Raw genomic sequence first — 21,783 nt, 5'->3', positions numbered from 1 at the left:
GGGGCGGCCATGGCCGGACGTCAGGAGGCGCAGTGATCGAATTCGCCGAGGTCGCGCATGGATATGGCGGCAGCCCGCTTCTCGCGGAGATGACGGTGACGCTCGCGCCGGGGTCGTTCCACTTTCTGACGGGCCCGTCGGGCGCTGGCAAATCGACTTTCCTGAAGCTCTGCTATGGCGAACTGGTCCCGCAGGCCGGCCGCATCACGCGGTTTGGTCAGTCCCATGACAACATGGGCCGCGATGACATCGCTCGGCTGCGCCGCCGGATCGGCGTCGTGCATCAGGATTGTCGCTTCCTTGACCACCTCACGCTTGAGGAGAATGTGGCGCTGCCGCTGTTGGTCGCGAACCGGGACGCCGATCCGGCCGAGCTGCGCGAGCTTATGGCCTGGGTCGGGCTGTCGGCGCAGCGCGAGAGCTTGCCGCCATCGCTGTCGGGCGGCGAGCGCCAGCGCGCCGCGCTTGCGCGGGCGGTGATTATGTCGCCCGAGATGCTTCTGGCCGACGAGCCCACGGGGAACGTCGACTGGGACATGTCGCTCAGGCTTCTCAGCCTTCTCGTGGAACTCAACCGGATGGGTACGACGATCCTTGTGGCAACGCATGATCTCAACCTGATCAGGGCGGCCAAGGCGCAGGTCCCGACGCGGGTGATCCGTATCAAGGATCGGCGGCTCCATCTTGCGGGGGCGGAACTGTGAAGGCGCGCATTCTGGGCATCGCGGGGCTTCTTGTGGGCGATGCGCGCGCCGCCCGTGTGGTACCGCCGAGCGGGATCACCGCCTGGCTGACGGTGTTGACGGCGGCGGCGATGGCCTTCCTCGCGGTCTTTGCGCTTGCGCTGTCGCTGGCCACCGGGCGGCTCGCGGAGCGCTGGTCGGGGCCGCTCGCCCAGAGCGCCACGGTGCGCATATCGGCGCCGGCCGATCAGATGGCGGCGCAGGTCCAGGTGGTTCTCGGCATCCTGTCGGTGACGCCGGGCGCCGGCCCGGCCCGCGCGCTCAGCGAAGACGAGATGCGCGGTCTGCTCGCGCCGTGGTTCGGCCCCGGCCTGCCGATCGAGACGCTGCCCATTCCGCGGCTGGTCGAGATCACCGAGATCGGCGAGGATTTCGACGCCGAAGGGCTGAGGCTCAGGCTTGCGGCTGAGGTGCCGGCCGCGACGCTCGATGATCATCTGCGCTGGCGCCAGCCTCTTGTCGACGCGGCCGGGCGCATCCGGTCGCTGGGGCTGCTGTCGCTCGGCCTGATCGCGGGCGCGCTTGCCGCCATGGTGACGCTTGCCGCACAGGCCGCGCTTTACGCCAACAAGCAGGTGATCGAGGTGCTTCGGCTCGTCGGCGCCCGCGACGTTACCATCGCACGGGCCTTCGTTCGGCGCTTCACGCTGCGGGCCACGGCGGGCGCGGCGGGGGGGACTGTCGCGGGCATGGTGGCGGTTGCGCTTCTGCCGCCGGTGTCCGGGGCGGGCGGCTTTCTTACCGGCCTAGGCTTTCAGGGACTGCATTGGCTCTGGCCGCTGGCAATTCCGCCGCTGACGGCTATCGTGGCCTTCTGGGCGACCCGCGCGGCGGCGCTGCGAAGCCTGAGGGAGGTGCAATGAGAACGGCGCTGCAATACGTGCTGTCGGCGATTTTCATCGCACAGATGTACCTGATGATGGCGATCCTCGCGATCTACTGGACGCCGATCGCGATCTTCCGCCGCGACGCCGCCTTCGACGCGGTCCAGTCCTATTGCCGCTGGGTGCGCGGATCGGCCGCGCTGCTCGTCGGCCTGAAGTCCGAGATCCGGGGCGAAGTGCCGACCGACGAGGTGCTGATCGCGTCGAAACACCAAAGCTTCTTCGACATCATCATGATCGTCTCGGTCGTGCCGCGCCCGAAGTTCATCATGAAGAAAGAGCTTCTCTGGGCGCCGATCGTCGGCTGGTACGCCAGGCGGCTGGGCTGCATTCCCGTCGACCGGGGCAAGCGCGGGCAGGCGATCAAGAAGATGGTGGATGATGTGCATTCGGGACGTGCCCGACCCGGCCAGCTCATCATCTATCCGCAGGGCACCCGCGTCGCGGCGGGTGCAACGAAGCCCTACAAGGTCGGTGTAGGTGTCCTTTACTCCCAGGTCGGTCAGGATTGCGTGCCCGCGGCCACCAATGTCGGCGTCTTCTGGCCGCGCCACGGTATCCTCCGGAAACCGGGCCTCGCCGTGGTCGAGTTTCTGCCCCGCATTCCTGCCGGAGCGCGTGTCGAGGATTTCATGACCCGGATCGAGACCGATATTGAGGGCGCGTCGAACCGGTTGATGGCCGAGGCGGGTTTTGTTGTCGGAAAGTAGGCGACGGACTGCGTGGACGTGGTCGCGGCGCTTGGCCCCTTGCCCTCACGCCCCATCGGTGTCCAGCACCTTTCGCGCCGCACGGAAGCACTCGAGCGCCTGCGGCACGCCGCAATAGATGCCGACGACATGAATGATCGCGCGAATCTCATCCTTCGTGACGCCGTTGTTGATTGCGCCGCGGCAATGGATTTCCCATTCGTGCATTTTGCCGAGCGCGCCGATCATCGCAAGGTTCATCATGCTGCGGGTCTTTCGGTCGATCGTCTCGTCGCCCCAGCCGAAACCCCAGCACCAGGCCGTCATCGCCTCCTGGAACGGTCGCGTGAAGCCATCGGCGGCGGCGAGGTTCTTTTCCACATAGTCCGCGCCGAGCGTCGCCTTGCGCTGGGCGAGGCCCTTTTCAAAAAGATCTTCGTCAAAAAGGCTCATTCCGGCCCCCCTCTCTGCTTGTGACTTTTCAGCCCTGCCGGGTCCCTGCGGCGCGGCGCGGTCAGCCGTCTACCGCCTCGCGCACCCATTGCTGCAGCTTGCGGATCGAATGTTCGGAATTCAGCCCGCAGGCGGGGTCGAGCACCAGCGGCCCCGGCCTGTAGCCGCGGCTCTTCAGGCCCTTGGCCACGCTTTCCACGAGCCGGATGTCCTCCTCGACCGTCGTCGCGCGGTCCTGGATCGCCAGCCGCCGGATCACTTCGCTGTCGACGCCGCCGGGAGTGTACCAGCCGCGCCAGACAGTGCAGTTGTCGACGTCGTGGGCGCGCCAGTGATAGGTGTTGAGCACGTTGCCAGGATAGACTTGGAACGAGAACATCGGCCAGAGGAAGAACGATCGGTATTCGCCGCCATGCGGAACCGAGGCGTCGATCGGGTAGGACATCTTGGAGAAGTCCTGGCACTCTGTCGTGTGGCGCAGGACGTAGCCCCCGGCTGTCGGCTGAATGTCGTAGGTTTCGGGCCGGATTACGCCGGTCGCGAAGGTCGGGTGGTTGAGCGCGCAGTGATAGCACTCGGAATAGTTCTCGACCGAGACCTTCCAGTTGCACTTCTCGGGGATCTCGACCCATTCGAGGGGTTCGAGTGTGTCGATCTGCGGGACGTAGTCGCCAAGCTCCTCCCGCACGCCGGGATACCAGTCGTCCATCGGCGCGGCGTTGTCATCCAGATTGACGAAAATGAAACCGTGGAAGACCTCGGTCCGGATAGGCGTCAGGCAGATCTGCGTGCGGTCGAAGCCCGGCACCGCGTTGATATTCGGCCCGGCGCGCAATTCGCCGGAGAGTTCGTAGGTCCAGGCGTGGTAGGGACAGACGACGACGCGGGTCGTGCCGGCACCTTCGACCAGCTGGTGCGCCCGGTGCTGGCACACGTTGTAGAAGCTGCGGAGCGTACCGTCTCGGCCGCGGATGCAGAAGAGGCTCTCTCCGGCAATCTCGAAAGTGAAGTAGTCGCCGGTGTTCCGCACCTGGCATTCGTGCCCCGCGAACTGCCATGTCCGGGCGAAGAGGCCCTGCCGCTCGGCCGCGAAGATCGCTGGGTCGATGTAGTAGCGCGCGTCGAGCGAATGGACGAGCGGGGCGTTCATTCCGTGTCCTCCAAATAGAGTCCAAGCTGGTGCCTGCGTTTGTGGAACGTTTCGACCCGCTCGACGATTTCGGGGCTTGCGATGGCGATCACGAAGCTCAGGAGCGTCTCAAGAAGCGCGATGATCGAGACCGAGGAGGGGAAGAATTGGGGCGCTTCGGCCGTGATGACGAAGCGGTGCTGGGCAGGGATGATGATCGGGCTGGCCGGGCTGTCGGATAGGGCGATGACGGTCATGCCCTGTTCGCGTGCAAGGCGGACAGTCTCCACGACCTCGCGGCGGTAGGGCCGACAGGTCATGACGATCAGCACGTCGCGGGCGTCGGCCCAGGCGATGTCATCGGCCGGGTTGGAGCCTTGACGGGGGATGGCGTGGAACTGCACCATGCCGGTTGACGCAAGGTAAGTGAAGTTCTGGGCATTCGCATTGTTCACACCGACGCCGAGCGTGAAGACCTGGCGCGAGGCCCAGATTGCCTCGGCGGCGGCTTTCAGCGCGGTCGCGTCGACCCGCGCGAAGGTTTCCTCGATATTGCGAATCGCGGCGCCTACCATCTCGGCGTAGAGCCCGCCAAGTTCGCCCTTCTTCGAGACGTCCTGCAGCCAGCGCGCCCGGTCTGGGAAACCCGCCGATCCGGTGCGGATCGCTTCCCGGAAGGCGGCGCGGAAGTCCTCGTAGCCGTCGAAGCCGACCTGGCGGGCCATGCGCACGAAGGTGTTGGGCTTCACGTTGGCGAATTCCGCGATCTCGCGCACCGTCGAGACGCCGACGCAGTGCGGATTCTCAAGAACATAGCGCGCCGCCTTCTGCGCCTCGGGAGTCAGGCTCTCGAAATCCAGGGAAAGGCGGTCGAGGACGAATGATGATACATCTGTGCCATTCATGGTTGACGATGGTATATTTGTCCCGCTAGCCTGTCGAGCGAAATCGCGACTCTCATTCGGGAAACCCCAATGCCGGAAAGCGCTCTGCCGTCGCAGGCCCGCGTGGTGATTATCGGGGGCGGGATCATGGGATGCGGCCTGGCGTATCACCTCGCGCATGAGGGGTGGACGGATGTCGTTCTTCTCGAGAAGGCGGAACTGACCTCCGGATCAACTTGGCACGCGGCGGGGCAAATCACGCATTCGACCAGTAGTTTCGCGCTCGGCAAATGCGTGGGCTACAACATCGATCTTTATTCGAAGGTGCTCGAAGCCGAGACCGGGCAATCGGTCACCTGGCATGGCTGCGGTTCCCTGCGCCTCGCCTACACGGACGACGAGCTCGACTGGCTGCATCAGACGGTTTCGGTCGGCAAGGGGCTTGGCTTTCCGATGGAGATCGTGGGGCCGGAGCGCATCCGCGAGCTGCATCCGTTCTACAATCTCGATGGCGTCAAGGCGGCCTTGCATACGCCCGATGACGGCCATGTCGACCCAGCCGGTGCCGCCTTCGCGCTTGCCAAGGGCGCGCGGCAACTCGGCGTGAAGATCGTCCGCCGTTGCCGGGCGACGAACGTGATTCAGCAACCGAACGGCGAATGGCTGGTCGAGACCGAGCAGGGGCCGATCGCCTGCGAGCATGTCGTCAACGCCGGCGGCACATATGCTCGGCAGGTCGCGCTCTGGTCGGGCTACGACCTGCCCGCGACCTCGATGACGCATCACTACCTCATTACTGATACGGTTCCGGAGTTCCAGACACTCGACCACGAACTGCCAGTGGTGCGCGACGACCGGTTGGTTTCAGGCTATATTAGGATGGAGCAGAAATCGGGCCTGATCGGCATATACGAGAAGGCCAATCCCAATACCGTCTGGGAGAATCACTGCCCCTGGGAGGCGGAGAACGAGCTCTTCGAGCCGAACTATGACCGGATCATGCCGTGGCTCGAAAACGCGATTGGACGAATGCCGATCCTCGCCGAGCTTGGCATCAAGCGCGAGGTGCACGGCGCGATATCGCATCCGCCTGACGGCAACCCCCTCATCGGCCCGGCGCCAGGGTTGCCCAATTACTGGTGCTGCTGCGGCACCCAGATCGGCATCGGCTGGGGGCCCGGGCTGACGCGGGAACTCGCGCGTTGGATGGTGCATGGCGCCGCCGAAATCAACATGCGCGAATTCGATCCGCGCCGATTAGGGCCCTATGCGGATCAAAACTACCAGATTACCAAGGCGAAAGAGGATTACCTCTTGCGCCACGAGATTCCATTCCCGCATTTCAACCGCCTCGCCGCGCGGCCGGTGAAGACCTCGGCGCTTTATGCAACACTGAAGGCCAGAGGCGCCGTGCACGAGGAGATCTATGGCTGGGAGCGGCCGCGCTGGTTCGCACCGCAAGGCACCGAGCCCGTGGATATCTATGGCTTCCACCGTACGGGGCTGCATGACATCGTCGCCGCCGAATGCCGTGCGGTGCGCGAGCGCGCGGGGATCACGGACATATCCTCCTTCGCCAAGATCGAGATCGCGGGCAAGGATGCCGCCACCTTCCTCGACGGAATGGTGGCCAATCGGTTGCCAACACGCGACGGGCGGATCATCCTGACCCATCTTTTGAATGATGCCGGGCGGGTCGAGGCCGAGGTGACCATCGTCCGGCTCGCCGAGAACTGGTTCTACCTGACCTGCGCCGCCTTCTTCGAGCAGCGGGTGATGGACTGGCTCGCGCGGCACATACCGGACGGCGCAGAGGTGACCCTGCACAACCAGTCCGCCGAATACGGCGCGGTCGCGCTGCAGGGGCCGCGCGCCCGCGACATTCTCGCCGCTTGTACTGAGGCCGACCTGTCGAATGCCGCCTTCCCGTGGCTTTCCTCGCAGGACATCGCCGTTGCGGAACAGCCGGTTCAGGCCATGCGATTGAGCTATGCCGGGGAACTGGGCTGGGAGCTGCACATGCCGATGGCCCATCTCGCGCCGGTCTATGCTGAGTTGTGGGCCGCGGGCGAGCGCCATGGCCTCGCGAATACCGGCTCATTCGCGATGAACTCGATGCGGATGGAGAAGGGGTTCAAGGGTGCAGGGGAACTGACGAACGAAGTCACTCTGCCCGAAGCCGGCGTGATGCGCTTCGTGCGGATGGACAAGTGCTTTCGCGGCAAGACGGCGACCGAGACGGCGCTGGCGAAGCCACTCCGCTGGGTCTGCGCCTATCTGGACGTGGCCGATGACAGAAAGTCGGACGGCAACGGCGGCGAGGCGGTTCTGGCGGGGGGGCAGCAGATCGGCACCGTTAGCTCAATCGCGTTCGGACATACGGTCGGCAAACTTCTGGCCTTTGCATATATCAAGCCGGACCATGCGACGCCCGGAACGACGCTAGACGTCATGATCATGGGCCAACCGCGCAGGGCCCGTGTTCTGGCGAAACCGGCCTACGATCCGGAAAACCGCCTTCCCAGCGGGGAAGCCCTTGAAGAGGTCTCCGTATGATCAAGACGATGAAAGCGATGGTGCTGACCGGACACGGCGGCATGGAGAGGTACGAGTGGCACGAGGACTGGCCGATGCCGGAGCCCGGCCCGATGGAGGCGCTGGTCAAGGTCGGGGCCTGCGGATTGAACAACACCGACGTGAACACCCGCTCGGGCTGGTACTCCAAGACGGTGAACGAGGCCACGACCGGCGGCGCCTATGAGGCGGTCGCCGAGGAGGACCCAAGCTGGGGCGGGCGGCCCGTCACTTTCCCGCGCATCCAGGGTGCCGATGCGGTGGGCGTCGTCGTGGCCGTCGGCGAAGGCGGGGATCCCGCACTGATCGGCAAGCGGGTCATGGGCGATGCGTGGCAGCGCGACTGGTCGGACCCGCTGAACCGAGAAAAGGCGGGCTATTTCGGTTCCGAGTTCGACGGCGGCTTTGCCGAGTACACCAAGACGGACGTCCGCAACCTTGCCGTCATCGAAAGCGATCTTACCGATGCCGAGCTTGCGACCTTCACCTGCTCTTACACCACGGCGGAGGGCATGCTGACCAAGGCTAAAGTCACGTCCTCTGATACGGTTCTCGTGACCGGTGCCTCAGGCGGCGTCGGCGGCGCGCTGGTGCAGCTTGCCAGGCGCCGTGGTGCGCGCGTGATCGCGATGGCCTCCGAGTCCAAGCACGGCGATGTCGCGAAACTTGGCCCTGACCTGATCCTGCCGCGCGCGCCCGAAAACCTCCGTGCAGCGCTTGACGGGGAGAAGGTGACGGTCGTCGCCGACATCGTCGGTGGGCCCTATTGGCCGAGGGTCATCGATATCCTCGAACCCGGCGGGCGCTACACCTGTTCGGGTGCCATTGCGGGGCCGATCGTGGAGTTCGACTTGCGCACGTTCTACTTGCGCGACCTGACTTTCACCGGCTCGACCGTGACTCCCCATCAGGTGTTTTGCGACGTCGTGGGATATATCGAGCGTGGTGAGATCAGGCCGGCGCTTGCCGCGACCTATCCGCTGAAGGAGTTGCCGAAAGCGCAGCAAGCCTTCATCGACAAGAAGCATGTCGGAAACATCGTCGTTGTGCCGTGATGATCCGGGCTGGGGCGTCGAGGCCAAGCGCAATAGGATAGGTCAACACGCGGCCATTATCGACCAGGAGAGAGCCGATGCTCGACAAGACCCCGATGCAATGTTGGGCGGACCGCGCCCGCGCTGTAATGCCGGCGGGCGGCTTCGGCAATTTCGACCCCTCGGTGTTCATCCGCAAGGGCAAAGGCGCGCGGGTCTGGGACGAGGATGGCAGGGAATACGTCGACTACCTAATCGGCTCGGGGCCGATGCTGCTTGGGCACGGCCATCCGGAAGTGCTGGAAGCTGTCACCACGCAGCTGCCAATGGGCATGACGTTCTTCGCCAACAACGCCCCCGCCGTGGAACTGGCAGAAGAGATTTGTCGCGCCGTCGCCTGCGCCGAGCAGGTGCGGTTTCTGTCCTCGGGTGGCGAGGCCGACATGTACGCGATGCGGCTCGCCCGCGCATTCACCGGGCGCGATAAGATGCTGAAGTTCGAGGGCGGCTATCACGGCATGTCCGCCGAGGCGCAGATGAGCCTCGCGCCCGCGCGGCTCGTAAACTTCCCGCAGGCTGTGCCGGACAGTGCGGGGATACCGGAAGCGGTGCGAAACGAGATGATGATCGCGCCGTTCAACGATCCCGATTACCTCGAAAGCCTCTTGGCTGAACATGGCGACCAGATCGCCGGTATCATCGTTGAGCCGCTTCAGAGGATTATCCCGCCGGAGAAGAGCTTTCTGCAGGCGGTCCGCAGCCTGTGCAACCGCTACGGCATTGTATTTGTTTTCGATGAGGTAGTGACCGGCTTTCGCTTCGCCTATGGTGGCGCACAGGAGGAATACGGGGTTACCCCCGATCTCTGCACGCTCGGCAAGGTGATCGGCGGAGGGTTCCCGCTTGCTGCCGTGGCGGGCCGCAAGGATATCATGGACCATTTCGACAAGGCCATCGTCGGAGACGATAAGTGGTTGATGATGCTGGGCACGCTGTCGGGCAATCCTGTGGCGGCGGTGGCGGGGCTGAAGACGATGGAGATCCTTCGCCGCGATGGCGCTTATGAACAGCTCAAGGCCAATGGTGTGCGGCTCATGGCGATGTTCCGCACCCATCTCGACGCGGCGGGAGTCGCGCATCGCATCATTGGGCATCCGACGCTGTTCGATATCGTGTTCACCGATCGCGACGTGCGGACCTATCGCGACGTGCTTTCGGCGGATGCGGGAATAAGCGCCAGATTCAACACGGTGCTGCGAGAGAACGGCGTCTTCAAGTCGCCGGGCAAGGTCTATCCCTGCCTCGCCCTGACGGAAGCCGATTTCGAGATGACCGAGGCCGCGATCGTGGCTGCGGCGGTCGCCTTGGGCTGAACCCGCGCCGTCAGGCGGCGGCCTTGCCGCGCGCGGCCTCCATCGCGGCGAGGAAGCGGGCGACCTCGGCCTCGGTGTTGTAGTGGCAGATCGAAACGCGAATGCAGGCGTCAAGACCGAGCGGGCCGAGGATGTTGCCGCAATAGTGATCGTTCTTGCGGATGTGGACGCGGATGCCTTCGTCGCGCAGAAAGGCCACGAGATCGCCCGGCGACATGCCGTCCAGCGTGAGCGACACGACACCTTCGCGCCCCTCGGTGGCATCGCCGCCGATCAGCGTCACGCCCTCCATCTCGGCGAGACCACGAAGGTTTCCGGTGCCGTGCAGCATGGCCCCGATCAGCCGCGCCTCATGGTCATGGATCGCCTCTCCGGCGGCCTCGATCCGGGCGCGGCGGTCGGTGGCGTCGGAGACCTGTGCGCCGAGCCAGTCGAAATAGTCCACGACATCGGAGAAGGTCGCGTAGGCCCCCGCGTCGCGCGTGCCCATTTCCCAGGCGTTCTCCGGTCCGCCGACGATCTGTTCATTGGTGCAGGCGGAAAGCCGGTCGGAGGCCCAGCCGACGCCGTAGCCGTGGCGCGAAAAGACCTTGTAGGGCGACACGGCGTAGCCGTCCGCGCCGTAGGCGGCGCAGTCAATCCGGCCATGGCTCGCATGCTGGATGCCGTCGATGATGATGAAGGCGTCGGGCGCCTTGTCGCAGATCGCGGCGGCTATGGCCGGGAAATCGGTGGACATGCCGGTGACGGGCGAGGTCTGGACGATGGTGGCGACGCGGACCTCGGGCGTGATGTGCCTGACGTATTCCGTCAGGCTGACCGTGCCCGTGGCGTCGTCATGAACCGCCAGCACGTGCGGTCGACCCGTGACCTCGGCCCAGCGGGCCATGGCGCTGCGTGAGGCGGGGTGTTCGAGCGTGGAGCCGAGCATCACGCCGCCCTCCGCCGCTCCGAGCGCGGCGGTGCGGATCAGGCGGAAGAGAACCTCGGTCCCGCTTTCGCCGACGAAGACCTGCCCGCCGGGTGCGTTCAGGAACGCCCGCATGTCGGTGCGGCCCTTGTCGATCGCCGCCATCAGCGTCGCCGAGGCCAGGTTGTCGCGGCCCTGGTTGTCCGGGTAGCCGGCATAGGCCGCCGAGGTTTCGATCACCGATTTCAGGCGCAGCGCGCCGCCGGCATTCTCGAAGAAGATACGCGGGCCCTCGAAGGGGCAGGCCTCCACATGGGCGAAGCGGTCGCGGATTTCGTCGAGAAGGCCCGGTCTTTCGGTGATCACTCGGCAGGCTCCGTCGTCGTCTCAAGGTCTCTCAGCCTCAGACCTTCGGGGTCGAAGGGCGGCCGGGCGAGGACGCGCGCGGTGTGCGGGCGGCCGAGAATCGCAACATGCACCGTGTCGCCCGGCTTGGCCATGCCCGCCTTCAGATAGGCGATGGCGAGCGACTTGCCGACCGAATAGCCGTAGGCGCCGGAGGAGACCTGCCCGGCGGGCGTGCCGTCGGTGAGGAAGACCGGCTCCGCCCCCGAGGCGTCGGAGTCGACCGCGTCGATTTCGAGAAGCGACATGATCTCGCGCGGGGCGTTGTCGGCGATGGCCTGCCAGGCATCCTTGTTCAGGAACTCCTTGTCGGCCTTGATCAATCGGTCGAGCCCGCTTTCCTGCGGCCAGTATTCCGGGGAATAGTCGCGGCCCCAGGAGCCGTAGCCCTTCTCGACCCGAAGCGACATGAGCGCCCGGCTGCCCACCGGTCCCGCGCCGAACGCGCGCCCGGCGTCGAGCAGCGCCTCGTAGAGCGCGACCTGAGCGTCGGCGGCGCAGTGCAGTTCCCAGCCGAGATCGCCGGTGAAGCTGACGCGGATCGCGACGCAGTCGATGCCCGCCACGGTGATGCGCTGCGAGCGCATGAAGGGGAAGGCGTCGTTCGAGAGATCGGCGTTGGTGAGCCGTGCGAGGAGGTCGCGCGATTTCGGCCCGGCGACGTTGAAGCCGCACATCGCCTCGGTGCGGCTTTCGAACGTCGTGCCCTCGGGCAGCGGGATCGCGCGGAAGAAGCGCTGGTGGAAGCGTTCGGCCATGCCCGATCCGACGATCAGGAATTCCTCCTCGCCGAGCCGCGTCACGGTGAAATCGCCTGCGATGCCGCCGCGCACGCCGATCAGGGGGGTGAGGCAGGACCGGCCGATCTTCGTCGGCATCCGGTTGGCGAAGAGCGCGTTCAGCCAGTCCTCCGCGCCCGGTCCCTTCACGCTGTATTTCGCGAAGTTCGAGATGTCGATGATCCCCGCCTTCTCGCGCAGCATTATCGCCTCGCGCCCGACCGGCGCCCACCAGTTCTGGCGCGTAAAGCCGTAGGTTTCGTGATCCGGCTCGTCCTTGGCGGAGAACCACAGGGGATGTTCCCAGCCGTAGTTGAGGCCGAAGATCGCGCCCATCTTCTTCTGCATCGCGTAGGCGGGGCGGGTGCGGACGGGGCGGCCCGCTTCGCGTTCCTCGTTCGGGAAGTGGATCTTGAAGCGGTGCGAATACTGGTCCTCGACGCGGGCCTTGGTGAAGGCCTTCGTCGCCCAGTGGCCGTAGCGCGCGAGGTCCCAGCCGAACATGTCGAGCGTCGGTTCGCCCTCGACGATCCATTCGGCGGCGAGCTTGCCGAGACCGCCCGATTGCGAGAATCCGGGGATGATACCGTTGCAGCAGAAGTAACCCTTGAGCTCGGGGATGGTCCCGAACAGCGCCGACGAATCCGGCGACCAGATCATCGGGCCGTTGATGACCCGCTTGATGCCCGCGTTGCCCACCGCCGGCACCCGGTCGATGGCGCGCATCATGTTGGGCTCGATCCGCTCGAGGTCGTCGGCGAAAAGCTCGTGGCCGAAGCCCTGAGGCGTGCCGTCCTCGGCCCAGAACTTCATCTGCTTCTCGTAGGCGCCGACGAGGAGGCCGAGCCCCTCCTGGCGCAGATAGTATTCGCCGTCGCGGTCGGCGACCGAGGGCAAGCGGCGGCCGAGATCGGCGATCTCCTGGATCGTCTCGGTCACGAAATACTGGTGCTCGGTCGGGATGAGCGGCAGGTCGAGCCCCGCCATCTTCGCTACCTCGCGCGCCCAGAGGCCGGCGGCGTTTATGACCCAGGGGGTCGCGATGTCGCCCTTCTCGGTGCGGACGATCCAGGTGCCGTCGGGCTGCTGCTCGGTGCCGGTGACGGGGGTGAAGCGGTGGATTTCGGCCCCGCGCTGCCGCGCGCCCACCGCGTAGGCGTTGGTCACGCCCGAGGGGTCGACGTTGCCGCCGTCGGGTTCGTACATGATGCAGCGGATGCCGTCGAAATCGACGAGCGGGTGCAGCTTCTCGGCCTCGGCCCGGTCAACCTCGTAGAAGTTCATGCGGTAACGCTTGGCCTTCGCCGCCTGGATGCGCAGCTGGTGCTCGCGTGCCTCGGTCTGGGCGAGGTACAAGGAGCCCGGCTGAAAGATGCCGCAGCCCTGCCCGGTCTCGGCCTCGAGCTCCTTGTAGAGCGTCATCGTGTAGTGCTGGAGCCGAGAGATGTTGGTGACGTCGTGCAGGCCGTGGATGTTCGCCGCCGCGTGCCAGGTCGATCCGCTCGTCAGTTCCGAGCGTTCGAGCAGCACGACCTCGGTCCAGCCCAGCTTGGCGAGGTGGTAGAGGATCGAGCAGCCGACGAGGCCGCCTCCGATGACTACGGCTTGGGCATGGCTGCGCATGGGCGGTCCTTTCGGAAATGTCCGGCGAATGGGAGCGTAGCCGAGGCTAGGCAGAGGCGTCTTCCCCAACCATCAAAAAAAATTGGGTCATGGGCCCCGGTTTTTTGATCTTGCGCCGTGGCGTGGGGCCGATAACCTGAGGCGTGGGTAGTCCATCCGATCGGTGTCCGGCCATGCGGGTCGTTTTCGTCAAGAATGCGATGAACCGCCGGGAAACCGGGTGCGATCTCGTGCCGTGTCGACGCAGGCCGCCGTCTTTGCGGACCGCGACACCTGACCTTCGGATGCCCCATGCCTCAGCCTGCCTCTTTGCGCCTCGCCGTCGATATCGGCGGAACCTTCACCGACACGGTGCTGGTCGGGGCTGACGGCGCGATCGCCGCATCGACCAAGACGCTGACCACGCATGACGACCCCGCCACCGGCGCGATGGACGGCGTCCGGCGCGCCCTGGCGGAGGCGGGGCGGCCGCTCGCCGAGGTCACGGGCTTCATCCACGGCACGACCCTGGTCACGAACGCGCTGATCGAGCGGCGGGGGGCCACGGTCGCGACCGTCGCGACCGAAGGCTTCCGCGACATTCTGGAGATCGCTTATGAGCGGCGCTACGCGCAGTACGACATCAACCTCGAGAAGCCCGATCTTCTCGTTCCGCGCGAACGGTCCTTCACGATCCCCGAGCGGATGAACGCCGGCGGCGAGGTGCTGATCCCGCTCGACGAGGGCGCGGTGCCGCCTCTGCTGGAGCAGATCGACGCGAGCGGCGCGGAGGCGGTGGCGGTCTGCCTGCTGCACAGCTACGCCAATCCGGCGCATGAACGCCGCCTGCGCGAGCTGATCGCAAAGGCGCGGCCCGCTCTGGCGGTCTCCATCTCGTCCGAGGTCAGCCCCGAGGCGCGGGAATTCGACCGGCTTTCGACGACCGTGGCGAACGCCTACATTCAGCCCCTGATGGCGCGGTATCTCGCCGCCTTCGAAGCGCGCTTCGCCGACGAGGGGCTGACCTGTCCGATCCTGATGATGACGGCGGGCGGCGGCATGACGACGCTCGCCACCGCCGCGCGGCTTCCCATCCGGCTCGTGGAAAGCGGGCCGGCGGGCGGCGCGATCCTCGCCGCGCGGATCGCGGCGGAATGCGGGCTGGACGAGGTCTTGTCCTTCGACATGGGCGGGACGACGGCGAAGCTGTGCCTGATCGACGGCACGCGCCCCCAGACCTCGCGCAGTTTCGAGATCGCGCGGGCGGCGCGGTTCATCAAAGGCTCCGGCATGCCGGTCCGCATCCCGGTGATCGAGATGATCGAGATCGGCGCGGGCGGCGGCTCCATCGCGGCGGTGGACCGGCTGGGACGGCTGACCGTCGGGCCGGAAAGCGCAGGGTCGGAGCCCGGCCCGGTGGCCTTCCGGCGGGGCGGCGCGCGGCCCACGGTGACGGATGCGGATATCGTGCTCGGCTATATCCGGCCCGAGACTTTCGCCGAGGGCCAGTTCCGGATCGAACCCGAAGGAGCGGCGGGGGCGCTGGGAGAAGTCGGCGAACCGCTCGGCCTCGACGCGACGGGCGCGGCGGACGGGGTGAGCCGCATCGTCGACGAGAACATGGCGAGCGCCGCGCGGATGCATGCAGTGGAATCCGGCAAGGACCTCACCGCCCGCACCATGATCGCCTTCGGCGGCAATGGGCCACTGCACGCCTGCCGCGTCGGCCGCGCCGCCGGCGTCTCGCGCATCCTGATCCCTGCCAATCCGGGCGTCGGGTCCGCCGTGGGTTTCCTCTTCGCGCCGGTATCGTTCGAGATCGTCCGGTCGCGCTATTCGCTGCTGCAAGAGCTGGACCTCGGCGCGGTCAACGCGCTGTTCGCGGGCATGTGCGCCGAGGCGCTGGTGGTCGTTCGGCAGGGCGCACCGGATGCGGCGGTGACGACCGCGCGTTCCGCCTTCATGCGCTATTCCGGACAGGGCCACGAGATCGAGATCGCCCTGCCCGACCGCGAGCTGATGGCCGGAGACATCGGACCGCTGACCGGGGAATTCGAGGCCGCCTATTCGCGCCAGTTCTCGCGACCGGTGCCGGGGATGGAGATCGAGATTCTCAACTGGGCCGTGCGTATCGCCACCGATGCAGCCGAGATACCCGCAAGGATCGAGGCGCCGCCGCCCCGTCGGCGCGAGCTGGCCGAAACGCGGCCCATCGTCTGCGACCTCACCGGCCAGCCACGCGACGCCGGGTTCGTGCTGCGCGAGGCGCTTCGGCCGGGCGACGTGATCGCCGGCCCGGCGCTTGTCGCCGAGCCGCAGACGACGACCTTCGTCGGTGCCGATTTCAGCGCCAGCGTCGATCCGCGCGGCAACCTGATCCTCACCCGCGACCGAGATGGAGGCCCCCGATGACCGATCTCTCCCCCGCCCGGCTCCAGGTGATGTGGAACCGGCTTCTCTCGGTGGTCGAGGAGCAGGGCCAGACGCTGATCCGCGCGGCCTTCTCGCCCATCGTGCGCGAATGCGGCGACATCTCCGCCGGCATCTTCGACGTCAAGGGCCGCATGCTCGCACAGGCCGTTACCGGCACGCCCGGCCACATCAACACGATGGCCGAGGCCGTGAAGACGCTGCGCGAGCGCTTCCCGATCCAGACCATGTCCCCCGGCGACATCTACATGACGAACGACCCCTGGCTCGCCTCGGGGCACCTGAACGACTTCCTCCTGATGATGCCCGCCTTCAAGGAGGGCCGCGTCGTCGGCTTCACCTCCTGCACGTCGCATCTCGTGGACCTCGGTGGGCTCGGCATGGGCCCGGAGGGGTCGGACATCTACGACGAGGGGCTTCTAATCCCGCCCTGCAAGCTCGTGGACCGGGGCGAGGTGAATGCGCTTCTGATGGAGATCGTGAAGGCCAATTCGCGCGAGCCGGTCGCCAACGAAGGCGACATCTACGCGCTCATCGCCTGCTGTGAGGCGGGCGCGGCGCGGCTCGTCGCGATGATGGAGGATTTCGGGCTCGACGATCTGGACCGGCTGGCCGAGCACATCATCGAGACCTCGCGGAAGGGCACGCTTCACGCGATCGCCGAGGTTCCGGAAGGGATCTACCGGAACGTCCTCACGGTCGACGGCTACGAGGCCGAGTTGGAGCTGCATGCGGCGCTGAAGGTCACGAGGGACCGGCTGCATCTCGACTTCGCGGGCACGTCGGGATGTTCGAGGAAGGGCATCAACGTGCCCTTGAACTACGCCACCGCCTATTCGGTCTTTGCCATGCGCTGCATCATCGGGCCGGACATCCCGAATAACGCGGGGTCTCTGGAGCCCTTCGTCGTCACCGGGCCCAAGGGCTGCATCCTGAACGCGCAGGCCCCCGCGCCGGTGGCGATGCGGCATACGCTCGGGCAGATGACGCCGGACCTTGTCCTGGGCTGCCTTGCTCAGGCGCTGCCCGAGGGGGTACCGGCGGAAGGCGCGTCCTGCATGTACGACCTGCCGATGCGCCACGCGCCGGAGGTCGCGCGGGATGGCGGGCGGCAATTCGCGGTCGAGCTGGTCCATAACGGCGGCACGGGCGCGCGGCCGCATGCCGACGGGCTGTCGGCCACGGCCTATCCGTCGGGCGTCTTCGGCTCTCAGGTCGAGATCACCGAAGCGGTTGCGCCGGTCACGGTCTGGCGGCGCGAGCTTCTGCCCGATTCCGGCGGCGCGGGGCAGTTCCGCGGCGGGCTCGGCCAGCGGATCGAGATGACCTCTGCGGCGAAGGAGCCGTTCATCGTGTTCCTCTCGGTCGAGAGGGTGCGGAACGCGGCGAAGGGCCGGGCCGGTGGGCTGCCCGGCGCGCCCGGCCGTATCCGGGTGACCGGGCGCGACGCCGACATTCCGGGCAAATGCGAGCTGCGCGTGGAGCCGGGCGAGCGGCTGATCTTCGACACGCCGGGCGGCGGCGGATTCGGCGACCCCGCCGCGCGCGATCCAGGGGCGCTTGCCCGCGACATCGCGCGAGGGCTCGTCACGCCCGAGGCGGCGGCGCGCGACTACGGGGCGAAGCGATGATCGCGCCGGTCCCGAATGTCGCCGAGATGGCGCCCTATGCGCTGGCGGACCTCGGACGCGAGAGCATGATCTCGCTCGCTCAGAACGAAAGCGCCTTCGGTCCGAGCCCGCTGGCCGTCGAGGCCGGACAGAGGGCGCTCGCCGGGGCTGCGCTTTATCCCGACCCCAATTGGACAGAGCTGCGCCGGGCCATTTCTCAGACGCACAGCCTGCCGGGCGAAAACCTTCTCTGCGGAGCGGGATCGATGGAGCTCATCGGCTGCCTGATCCGCGCCTTCGCCGGGCCGGGAAACGAGGTTCTGGGCAGCGCGCGCGGCTACCTCTTCGCCGCGACGGCGTGCCAGCAGGCAGGGGCGGCCTATGTGACCGCGCCCGAAGCCGGGTTCACGGTGTCGCCGGACGCGATTCTCGCGGCGGTCACGGACCGGACGAGGATCGTGTTTCTCTGTAATCCCGGCAACCCGACAGGCACACGCATTCTGAACGCCGACATTGCCCTGCTCAGAGGCGGCCTGCCCAGCGGCGTGCTGTTAATCGTCGATCAGGCCTATGCGGAGTTCGACGATCAGGATCATGCCGCGGCCTTCGCGCTCGCGCAGCGCGGCGCTACGGTCGTGCTGCGCACCTTCTCGAAGGCCTACGCGCTCGCCGGTGCGCGCGTGGGGTGGGGGCTGTTCCCCGGGGCCGTCGCGCGCGAGGTCCGCAAGCTTCTCAACCCCAACAACGTCTCCGGCGTCTCGCAGGCGATGGCGGAAGCCGCAATGCGCGATCAGGAACATATGCTCGCGATCGTGACGCGGACGGTCGCGATCCGCCGGGAGTTCACGGAACGCCTGCGTCGGGCGGGCTATGTCCCGCCCGAGAGCCATACGAATTTCGTGCTGATCCCCTTCGCCAGCGTCGAGGCGGCGAAGGCCGCCGACAAGCGACTGCGGGACGCGGGGCTTTTGATGCGCGGCATGGCGGGTTACGGCCTTGCCCATTGCCTGCGCGCCACTGTGGCCGCGCCGGAGCACATGGCGCGCGCCGCCGATGTTCTTGCCGCCTTCAGGGAGCACGGTAATGACCGCTGATCCGCGCGCCATCAAGGTTGGGGTGCTCGTGCCCTATACGAACACCAATCTCGAACCGGACATAATGCTGATGCGGCCCGAGGGCTGCTCGCTGCATTTCGAACGGCTCGGGGACTACGACATCGACGCGATCCCCGGCTCCGACCAGATGGCGCGGCTGGGTGCGGCGGACATCACCGAGACCCTGCGGCTGATATCGGGCATCCGGCCGAGGGCGGTGCTCTACGGCTGCACCTCGGCGACGCTGACGCACGGGGCGGGCTTCGACCGCGAGCTTGCGGCGCAGATCGGGGCGCGGTCGGGAGCCGTGTCGCTGACCGCCGCCGGATCGCTCGTCTTGGCGATCCGCGTGCTGGGCGCGGCGAAGGTCGGCTTCTCCTCACCCTATCTCGGCGAGATCAATGATCAGGCTGCGGCGTTCCTGGCCGACGAGGGGATCGCGACCGTGGCCCGCGCCGATATCGGGCGCGAGTTGGGCAATTACGGGCAGGGAGAGCTGACGCCGGACGAGATCTTCGCGCTTGCAATGCGAGTGAACGTGCCCGAGGTCGAGGCGATCGTCCTGTCATGCACGGACATGCGCTCGGTCGAGACGGTGGACCGCATCGAGGCGGCGACGGGCAAGCCGGTCGTGACGTCGAACCAGGCGATGGTCTTCGCGCTTTGCCGCGCGCTGGGGCTGCCGCGCCCGCCAGGCGCGCCGGGGCGGCTGTTCGAACGGCTCTGATCCGGGCGCGCTCAGTACCCACGCGCAGGATCGACGACATTGGCAAGGGCGGAGCCCTGACGGTAGCGCGCCAGATTTTCGGCGAACATCCGCACCGATTTTTCCGCCCAGCCATCATAGACCGAGGAGCAGTGCGGCGTGACGATCACGTTCTCCATTCCCCAGAAGGCATGGCTTTCGGGCAGCGGTTCCGTCGCGAAGACATCGAGTGCTGCACCCTTGAGCGGGCCGCCCTCGAGCGCGGCGATCAGCGCGGCCTCGTCGACCACGAAGCCGCGCGAGACGTCGATCAGCACCGCGCCAGGCTTCATGGCGGCGAAGGCGGCGGCATTCACGAGCCCCCGCGTGGTGGGTAGGAGCGGCACGGCGACAAGGATGAAATCGGCGCGCGGCCAGAGCTCGGGCAGCGCCTCCATCCCATACACCTCGTCGACATTCTCGGTGGGTCCGGGCCGGGCGCGGACGCCCAGCACCTCCATCCCCATCGCCTTGGCCCGACGCGCCGCCGCCTGCCCTGTCTGGCCGAGCCCGAGGATCAGGAGCGTCCGACCCTCTATCGGCGCGACGCGCCCGTCGGTCCAGCGCCGTTCCTTCTGCGCCCGGGCGAAGCCGCGTAGGTCGAGCGAGAAGGCCAGCATGGCGCCAAGCGCGTATTCGGCCATCATGCCCGCCGCCACCCCGGCCGCGTTCGTCACCGTGAGGCGCGCGGGGTCCCAGCGGGGGAGGTGATCGATCCCCGATCCACCGATCGAAAGCCATCGCAGCCCTGCGCTTCCGATCAACGCTACGGCAGGAAATTCGGCGGTCCCGGAGAAGCGGACGGAGTAGCAGACCTCGGGCCGCAATTCGGCGAGCGTGGCGGGCAACCCCTCATAGCTGTCGCAGCAGCGGATCGTGAGATCGGGATGCTCCGCAGCGACGATGGCGCGCGCCGCGTCCGGCGCGTCGGTGTGCAGGAGGACGACGGGGGCCGAGGTCACGGGGTTTCGTGCAAGTGTCGGGCCAAGTCGGAGAACCGGCTCTCGGCCGGGGTGAGCGCGAGCGTCGCGTCGCGGATCGCGGATGCGCGTGCGCCGCCCAGAACGGGGGCGGCGAACTCCATGAACTTCGCGACGATGTCCGTGGCGCTGAACGGGCGTTCTGGGCCACCACGGGCATGCGTGTCGCCTGAACGGAGCATCTGCCCGTCGTCGAGCACGATTTCCACATCCGCCCATCGCCCGTCCGGGAAGCGCGCTTCGTGCCGCGGTTCGGTCGCAAGGGTCGTCCGTTGGACGAGTCGCGCGACCGCCGGATCGTTGAGCGCCGCGCCCGAGATGTGTTCCAGCCCGATGCGCCCATGGACCAACATCACGGCGACAGGGAAGGGCAGGGCGTATTGGGCCTTCGACGTGGTCTCCGGCATGCCGGACCAGAGTGCCACGGCGTTGTCGAAGCTGCGGATGCGGATCTCCTCGATCTGGCCCGCATCGAAGCCATGCGCCACTTGCAGCTCGCGCGCGGCGTCGATGGCGGCATGCGCCCAGCGGCAGATCGGGTAGGGCTTGATGTACTGATGTTCGATCTGCCAGAAGCGCCCGAGATCGGCCCAGTGGGGTGCCGCTTCGGGCGCCTCGACCGTGATCGCAGGCGCCCCGGCGAACCCCGCCTCGGCGAGGATCGCGGCGCTCATGCCCGCGAGCGCGCCCCAGCCCGACCCGTCATGCAGCATCGTAGGGTGCGCGATCTCGCGCATCATCTGGCTGCGGGGCCCGTGATATTCCGCAATGCCGAGCGCCTCGCGCAGCTGGTCGCGCGTCAGGCCCCGCATCCGCGCGGCCATCGCCGCGACGCCGAGCGCGTTCCAGGCGCCCGAGGTGTGGTAGTCGCTGACGCTGGCATGGAGCGACAGGGCGGCGCGGCCCGCGACCTCGTAGCCGATGATGAGCGCCGCGAGCGCATCGGGTCCGGAAAGCGCCGGCCTGAGCCCGGCGAGCGCGACGAGCGTCGGCGCGGCGACGACGCCGATATGGCCCTTCGTCGGGTTGTAGCCGTCGTGTCCGTCGAGATTGTCGACCTGCGTCGCCGCGGCATAGACCGCGCCCGGGAGGCTGACCCGTCGCCCGTCGAACAGCATGCGTGCTGCGGCGTCGTCCGCCCCGGCGCCGTGGATCCGGGCGGCAGTGTCGCGCGCGATCCGTCCCGCCTCCATCGGCGCGGAGGCGGCGGCGATGCCGAGCGTGTCGAGCAGGAGCAGCGCGGCGCGCTCGCGTGTGGGGGCGGGGATGTCGTCTGACCGGGTGTCGAGCACGAACTCCGCCACACGGTCGAAGGTCCGCGTTTCGATCCCGTCTTCGCCGCGCATCGCCGGTCCTCCGTGACAATCCGATGACCACGATATTTTACGGCGCCATCCAAACACGCGATGAATTCGCTGTCATCGCATAAATTTTCCGTTAGCTTGGCTGACGTTCAAGTCCAAGC

The 21,783-nt window shown here is 66.9% G+C and carries 17 protein-coding genes; 10 read left to right on the top strand and 7 right to left on the bottom strand.

Going from position 1 to position 21,783, the window contains the following annotated elements; translation table 11 throughout:
- The first annotated feature begins 32 nt into the window (after positions 1 to 32).
- Genes DEA8626_RS11910 through DEA8626_RS11900 form a run of 3 tightly spaced genes read left to right on the top strand, consistent with a single transcriptional unit; the run spans position 33 to position 2,337 of the window.
- Complete coding sequence (locus DEA8626_RS11910; protein ID WP_108853468.1) at positions 33 to 704, top strand: cell division ATP-binding protein FtsE; 672 nt, start codon at positions 33 to 35, stop codon at positions 702 to 704.
- A complete protein-coding gene (locus DEA8626_RS11905; protein WP_245890853.1) occupies positions 701 to 1,606 on the top strand; it encodes a cell division protein FtsX in 906 nt (301 codons plus the stop codon). Before DEA8626_RS11910 ends, DEA8626_RS11905 begins: the two co-directional genes overlap by 4 nt.
- Positions 1,603 to 2,337 carry a lysophospholipid acyltransferase family protein gene (locus DEA8626_RS11900; protein ID WP_108853467.1) on the top strand — a complete coding sequence of 245 codons (735 nt, stop codon included), beginning with the start codon at positions 1,603 to 1,605 and terminating at the stop codon, positions 2,335 to 2,337. Before DEA8626_RS11905 ends, DEA8626_RS11900 begins: the two co-directional genes overlap by 4 nt.
- A gap of 45 nt (positions 2,338 to 2,382) precedes the next feature.
- On the opposite strand, the gene DEA8626_RS11895 is transcribed toward DEA8626_RS11900, so the two are convergent.
- From DEA8626_RS11895 to DEA8626_RS11885, 3 genes are all read right to left on the bottom strand, one after another.
- On the bottom strand, positions 2,383 to 2,769 hold the full coding sequence (locus DEA8626_RS11895) for a carboxymuconolactone decarboxylase family protein (protein WP_108853466.1): 387 nt from the start codon (positions 2,767 to 2,769) through the stop codon (positions 2,383 to 2,385).
- A 61-nt stretch (positions 2,770 to 2,830) separates the two neighbouring features.
- The gene (locus DEA8626_RS11890; RefSeq protein WP_108853465.1) at positions 2,831 to 3,919 is read right to left on the bottom strand and encodes an aromatic ring-hydroxylating oxygenase subunit alpha; all 1,089 of its coding nucleotides are present in this window, start codon (positions 3,917 to 3,919) and stop codon (positions 2,831 to 2,833) included.
- A complete protein-coding gene (locus DEA8626_RS11885; protein WP_108853464.1) occupies positions 3,916 to 4,803 on the bottom strand; it encodes a MurR/RpiR family transcriptional regulator in 888 nt (295 codons plus the stop codon). Before DEA8626_RS11885 ends, DEA8626_RS11890 begins: the two co-directional genes overlap by 4 nt.
- A 69-nt stretch (positions 4,804 to 4,872) precedes the next feature.
- Here DEA8626_RS11885 and DEA8626_RS11880 point away from each other — a divergent pair, with 69 nt between their 5' ends.
- The 3 genes from DEA8626_RS11880 to DEA8626_RS11870 all read left to right on the top strand — a co-directional run bounded on the left by DEA8626_RS11880 (position 4,873) and on the right by DEA8626_RS11870 (position 9,763).
- Positions 4,873 to 7,338 (top strand): FAD-dependent oxidoreductase, encoded by a 2,466-nt coding sequence (locus DEA8626_RS11880; protein ID WP_108853463.1) that lies wholly within the window; start codon positions 4,873 to 4,875, stop codon positions 7,336 to 7,338.
- Positions 7,335 to 8,411: a zinc-binding dehydrogenase gene (locus DEA8626_RS11875; RefSeq protein ID WP_245890852.1), complete on the top strand. Its 1,077-nt coding sequence runs from the start codon at positions 7,335 to 7,337 to the stop codon at positions 8,409 to 8,411. The genes DEA8626_RS11880 and DEA8626_RS11875 overlap by 4 nt, the downstream gene beginning before the upstream one ends.
- 77 nt (positions 8,412 to 8,488) lie before the next feature.
- Complete coding sequence (locus DEA8626_RS11870) at positions 8,489 to 9,763, top strand: aspartate aminotransferase family protein (RefSeq protein ID WP_108853462.1); 1,275 nt, start codon at positions 8,489 to 8,491, stop codon at positions 9,761 to 9,763.
- Between the two features lie 10 nt (positions 9,764 to 9,773).
- Here DEA8626_RS11870 and DEA8626_RS11865 read toward each other — a convergent pair whose 3' ends face one another.
- The gene (locus DEA8626_RS11865; RefSeq protein WP_108853461.1) at positions 9,774 to 11,039 is read right to left on the bottom strand and encodes an aminotransferase class V-fold PLP-dependent enzyme; all 1,266 of its coding nucleotides are present in this window, start codon (positions 11,037 to 11,039) and stop codon (positions 9,774 to 9,776) included.
- Complete coding sequence (locus DEA8626_RS11860; protein ID WP_108853460.1) at positions 11,036 to 13,480, bottom strand: GcvT family protein; 2,445 nt, start codon at positions 13,478 to 13,480, stop codon at positions 11,036 to 11,038. Before DEA8626_RS11860 ends, DEA8626_RS11865 begins: the two co-directional genes overlap by 4 nt.
- A gap of 291 nt (positions 13,481 to 13,771) precedes the next feature.
- On the opposite strand from DEA8626_RS11860, the gene DEA8626_RS11855 reads away from it, so the two are divergent.
- The 4 genes from DEA8626_RS11855 to DEA8626_RS11840 are packed head-to-tail and all read left to right on the top strand — an operon-like array spanning position 13,772 to position 19,320.
- Positions 13,772 to 15,871 carry a hydantoinase/oxoprolinase family protein gene (locus tag DEA8626_RS11855; RefSeq protein WP_108853459.1) on the top strand — a complete coding sequence of 700 codons (2,100 nt, stop codon included), beginning with the start codon at positions 13,772 to 13,774 and terminating at the stop codon, positions 15,869 to 15,871.
- The gene (locus DEA8626_RS11850) at positions 15,868 to 17,520 is read left to right on the top strand and encodes a hydantoinase B/oxoprolinase family protein (protein WP_108853458.1); all 1,653 of its coding nucleotides are present in this window, start codon (positions 15,868 to 15,870) and stop codon (positions 17,518 to 17,520) included. Before DEA8626_RS11855 ends, DEA8626_RS11850 begins: the two co-directional genes overlap by 4 nt.
- Positions 17,517 to 18,593, top strand: a complete 1,077-nt coding sequence (locus DEA8626_RS11845; protein ID WP_108853457.1) for a pyridoxal phosphate-dependent aminotransferase — start codon at positions 17,517 to 17,519, stop codon at positions 18,591 to 18,593. The genes DEA8626_RS11850 and DEA8626_RS11845 overlap by 4 nt, the downstream gene beginning before the upstream one ends.
- Entirely contained in the window at positions 18,583 to 19,320 is a 738-nt protein-coding gene (locus tag DEA8626_RS11840; protein ID WP_108853456.1) for a maleate cis-trans isomerase family protein, read from the top strand. The genes DEA8626_RS11845 and DEA8626_RS11840 overlap by 11 nt, the downstream gene beginning before the upstream one ends.
- A gap of 11 nt (positions 19,321 to 19,331) precedes the next feature.
- Here the strand turns inward: DEA8626_RS11840 and DEA8626_RS11835 are convergent, their stop codons facing one another.
- Positions 19,332 to 20,300 carry a D-2-hydroxyacid dehydrogenase gene (locus DEA8626_RS11835; RefSeq protein WP_108853455.1) on the bottom strand — a complete coding sequence of 323 codons (969 nt, stop codon included), beginning with the start codon at positions 20,298 to 20,300 and terminating at the stop codon, positions 19,332 to 19,334.
- Positions 20,297 to 21,664 (bottom strand): MmgE/PrpD family protein, encoded by a 1,368-nt coding sequence (locus DEA8626_RS11830; RefSeq protein WP_108853454.1) that lies wholly within the window; start codon positions 21,662 to 21,664, stop codon positions 20,297 to 20,299. The genes DEA8626_RS11835 and DEA8626_RS11830 overlap by 4 nt, the downstream gene beginning before the upstream one ends.
- Between the last annotated feature and the right edge of the window lie 119 nt (positions 21,665 to 21,783).

The sequence above is a fragment of the Defluviimonas aquaemixtae genome (assembly GCF_900302475.1).
GTDB classification, from domain to species: Bacteria; Pseudomonadota; Alphaproteobacteria; order Rhodobacterales; family Rhodobacteraceae; genus Albidovulum; species Albidovulum aquaemixtae.
Note: the sequence above shows the minus strand (reverse complement) of the source record. Positions and strands in the feature narration are given on the sequence as shown.

What these genes read in the sequence shown, in the direction of transcription:
- DEA8626_RS11900 (WP_108853467.1), top strand. Translation starts at nt 1,603, where the DNA reads ATGAGAACGGCGCTGCAATACGTGCTGTCGGCGATTTTCATCGCACAG.
- DEA8626_RS11895 (WP_108853466.1), bottom strand. Translation starts at nt 2,769, where the DNA reads ATGAGCCTTTTTGACGAAGATCTTTTTGAAAAGGGCCTCGCCCAGCGC.
- DEA8626_RS11890 (WP_108853465.1), bottom strand. Translation starts at nt 3,919, where the DNA reads ATGAACGCCCCGCTCGTCCATTCGCTCGACGCGCGCTACTACATCGAC.
- DEA8626_RS11885 (WP_108853464.1), bottom strand. Translation starts at nt 4,803, where the DNA reads ATGAATGGCACAGATGTATCATCATTCGTCCTCGACCGCCTTTCCCTG.
- DEA8626_RS11880 (WP_108853463.1), top strand. Translation starts at nt 4,873, where the DNA reads ATGCCGGAAAGCGCTCTGCCGTCGCAGGCCCGCGTGGTGATTATCGGG.
- DEA8626_RS11875 (WP_245890852.1), top strand. Translation starts at nt 7,335, where the DNA reads ATGATCAAGACGATGAAAGCGATGGTGCTGACCGGACACGGCGGCATG.
- DEA8626_RS11870 (WP_108853462.1), top strand. Translation starts at nt 8,489, where the DNA reads ATGCTCGACAAGACCCCGATGCAATGTTGGGCGGACCGCGCCCGCGCT.
- DEA8626_RS11860 (WP_108853460.1), bottom strand. Translation starts at nt 13,480, where the DNA reads ATGCGCAGCCATGCCCAAGCCGTAGTCATCGGAGGCGGCCTCGTCGGC.
- DEA8626_RS11855 (WP_108853459.1), top strand. Translation starts at nt 13,772, where the DNA reads ATGCCTCAGCCTGCCTCTTTGCGCCTCGCCGTCGATATCGGCGGAACC.
- DEA8626_RS11850 (WP_108853458.1), top strand. Translation starts at nt 15,868, where the DNA reads ATGACCGATCTCTCCCCCGCCCGGCTCCAGGTGATGTGGAACCGGCTT.
- DEA8626_RS11845 (WP_108853457.1), top strand. Translation starts at nt 17,517, where the DNA reads ATGATCGCGCCGGTCCCGAATGTCGCCGAGATGGCGCCCTATGCGCTG.
- DEA8626_RS11840 (WP_108853456.1), top strand. Translation starts at nt 18,583, where the DNA reads ATGACCGCTGATCCGCGCGCCATCAAGGTTGGGGTGCTCGTGCCCTAT.
- DEA8626_RS11830 (WP_108853454.1), bottom strand. Translation starts at nt 21,664, where the DNA reads ATGCGCGGCGAAGACGGGATCGAAACGCGGACCTTCGACCGTGTGGCG.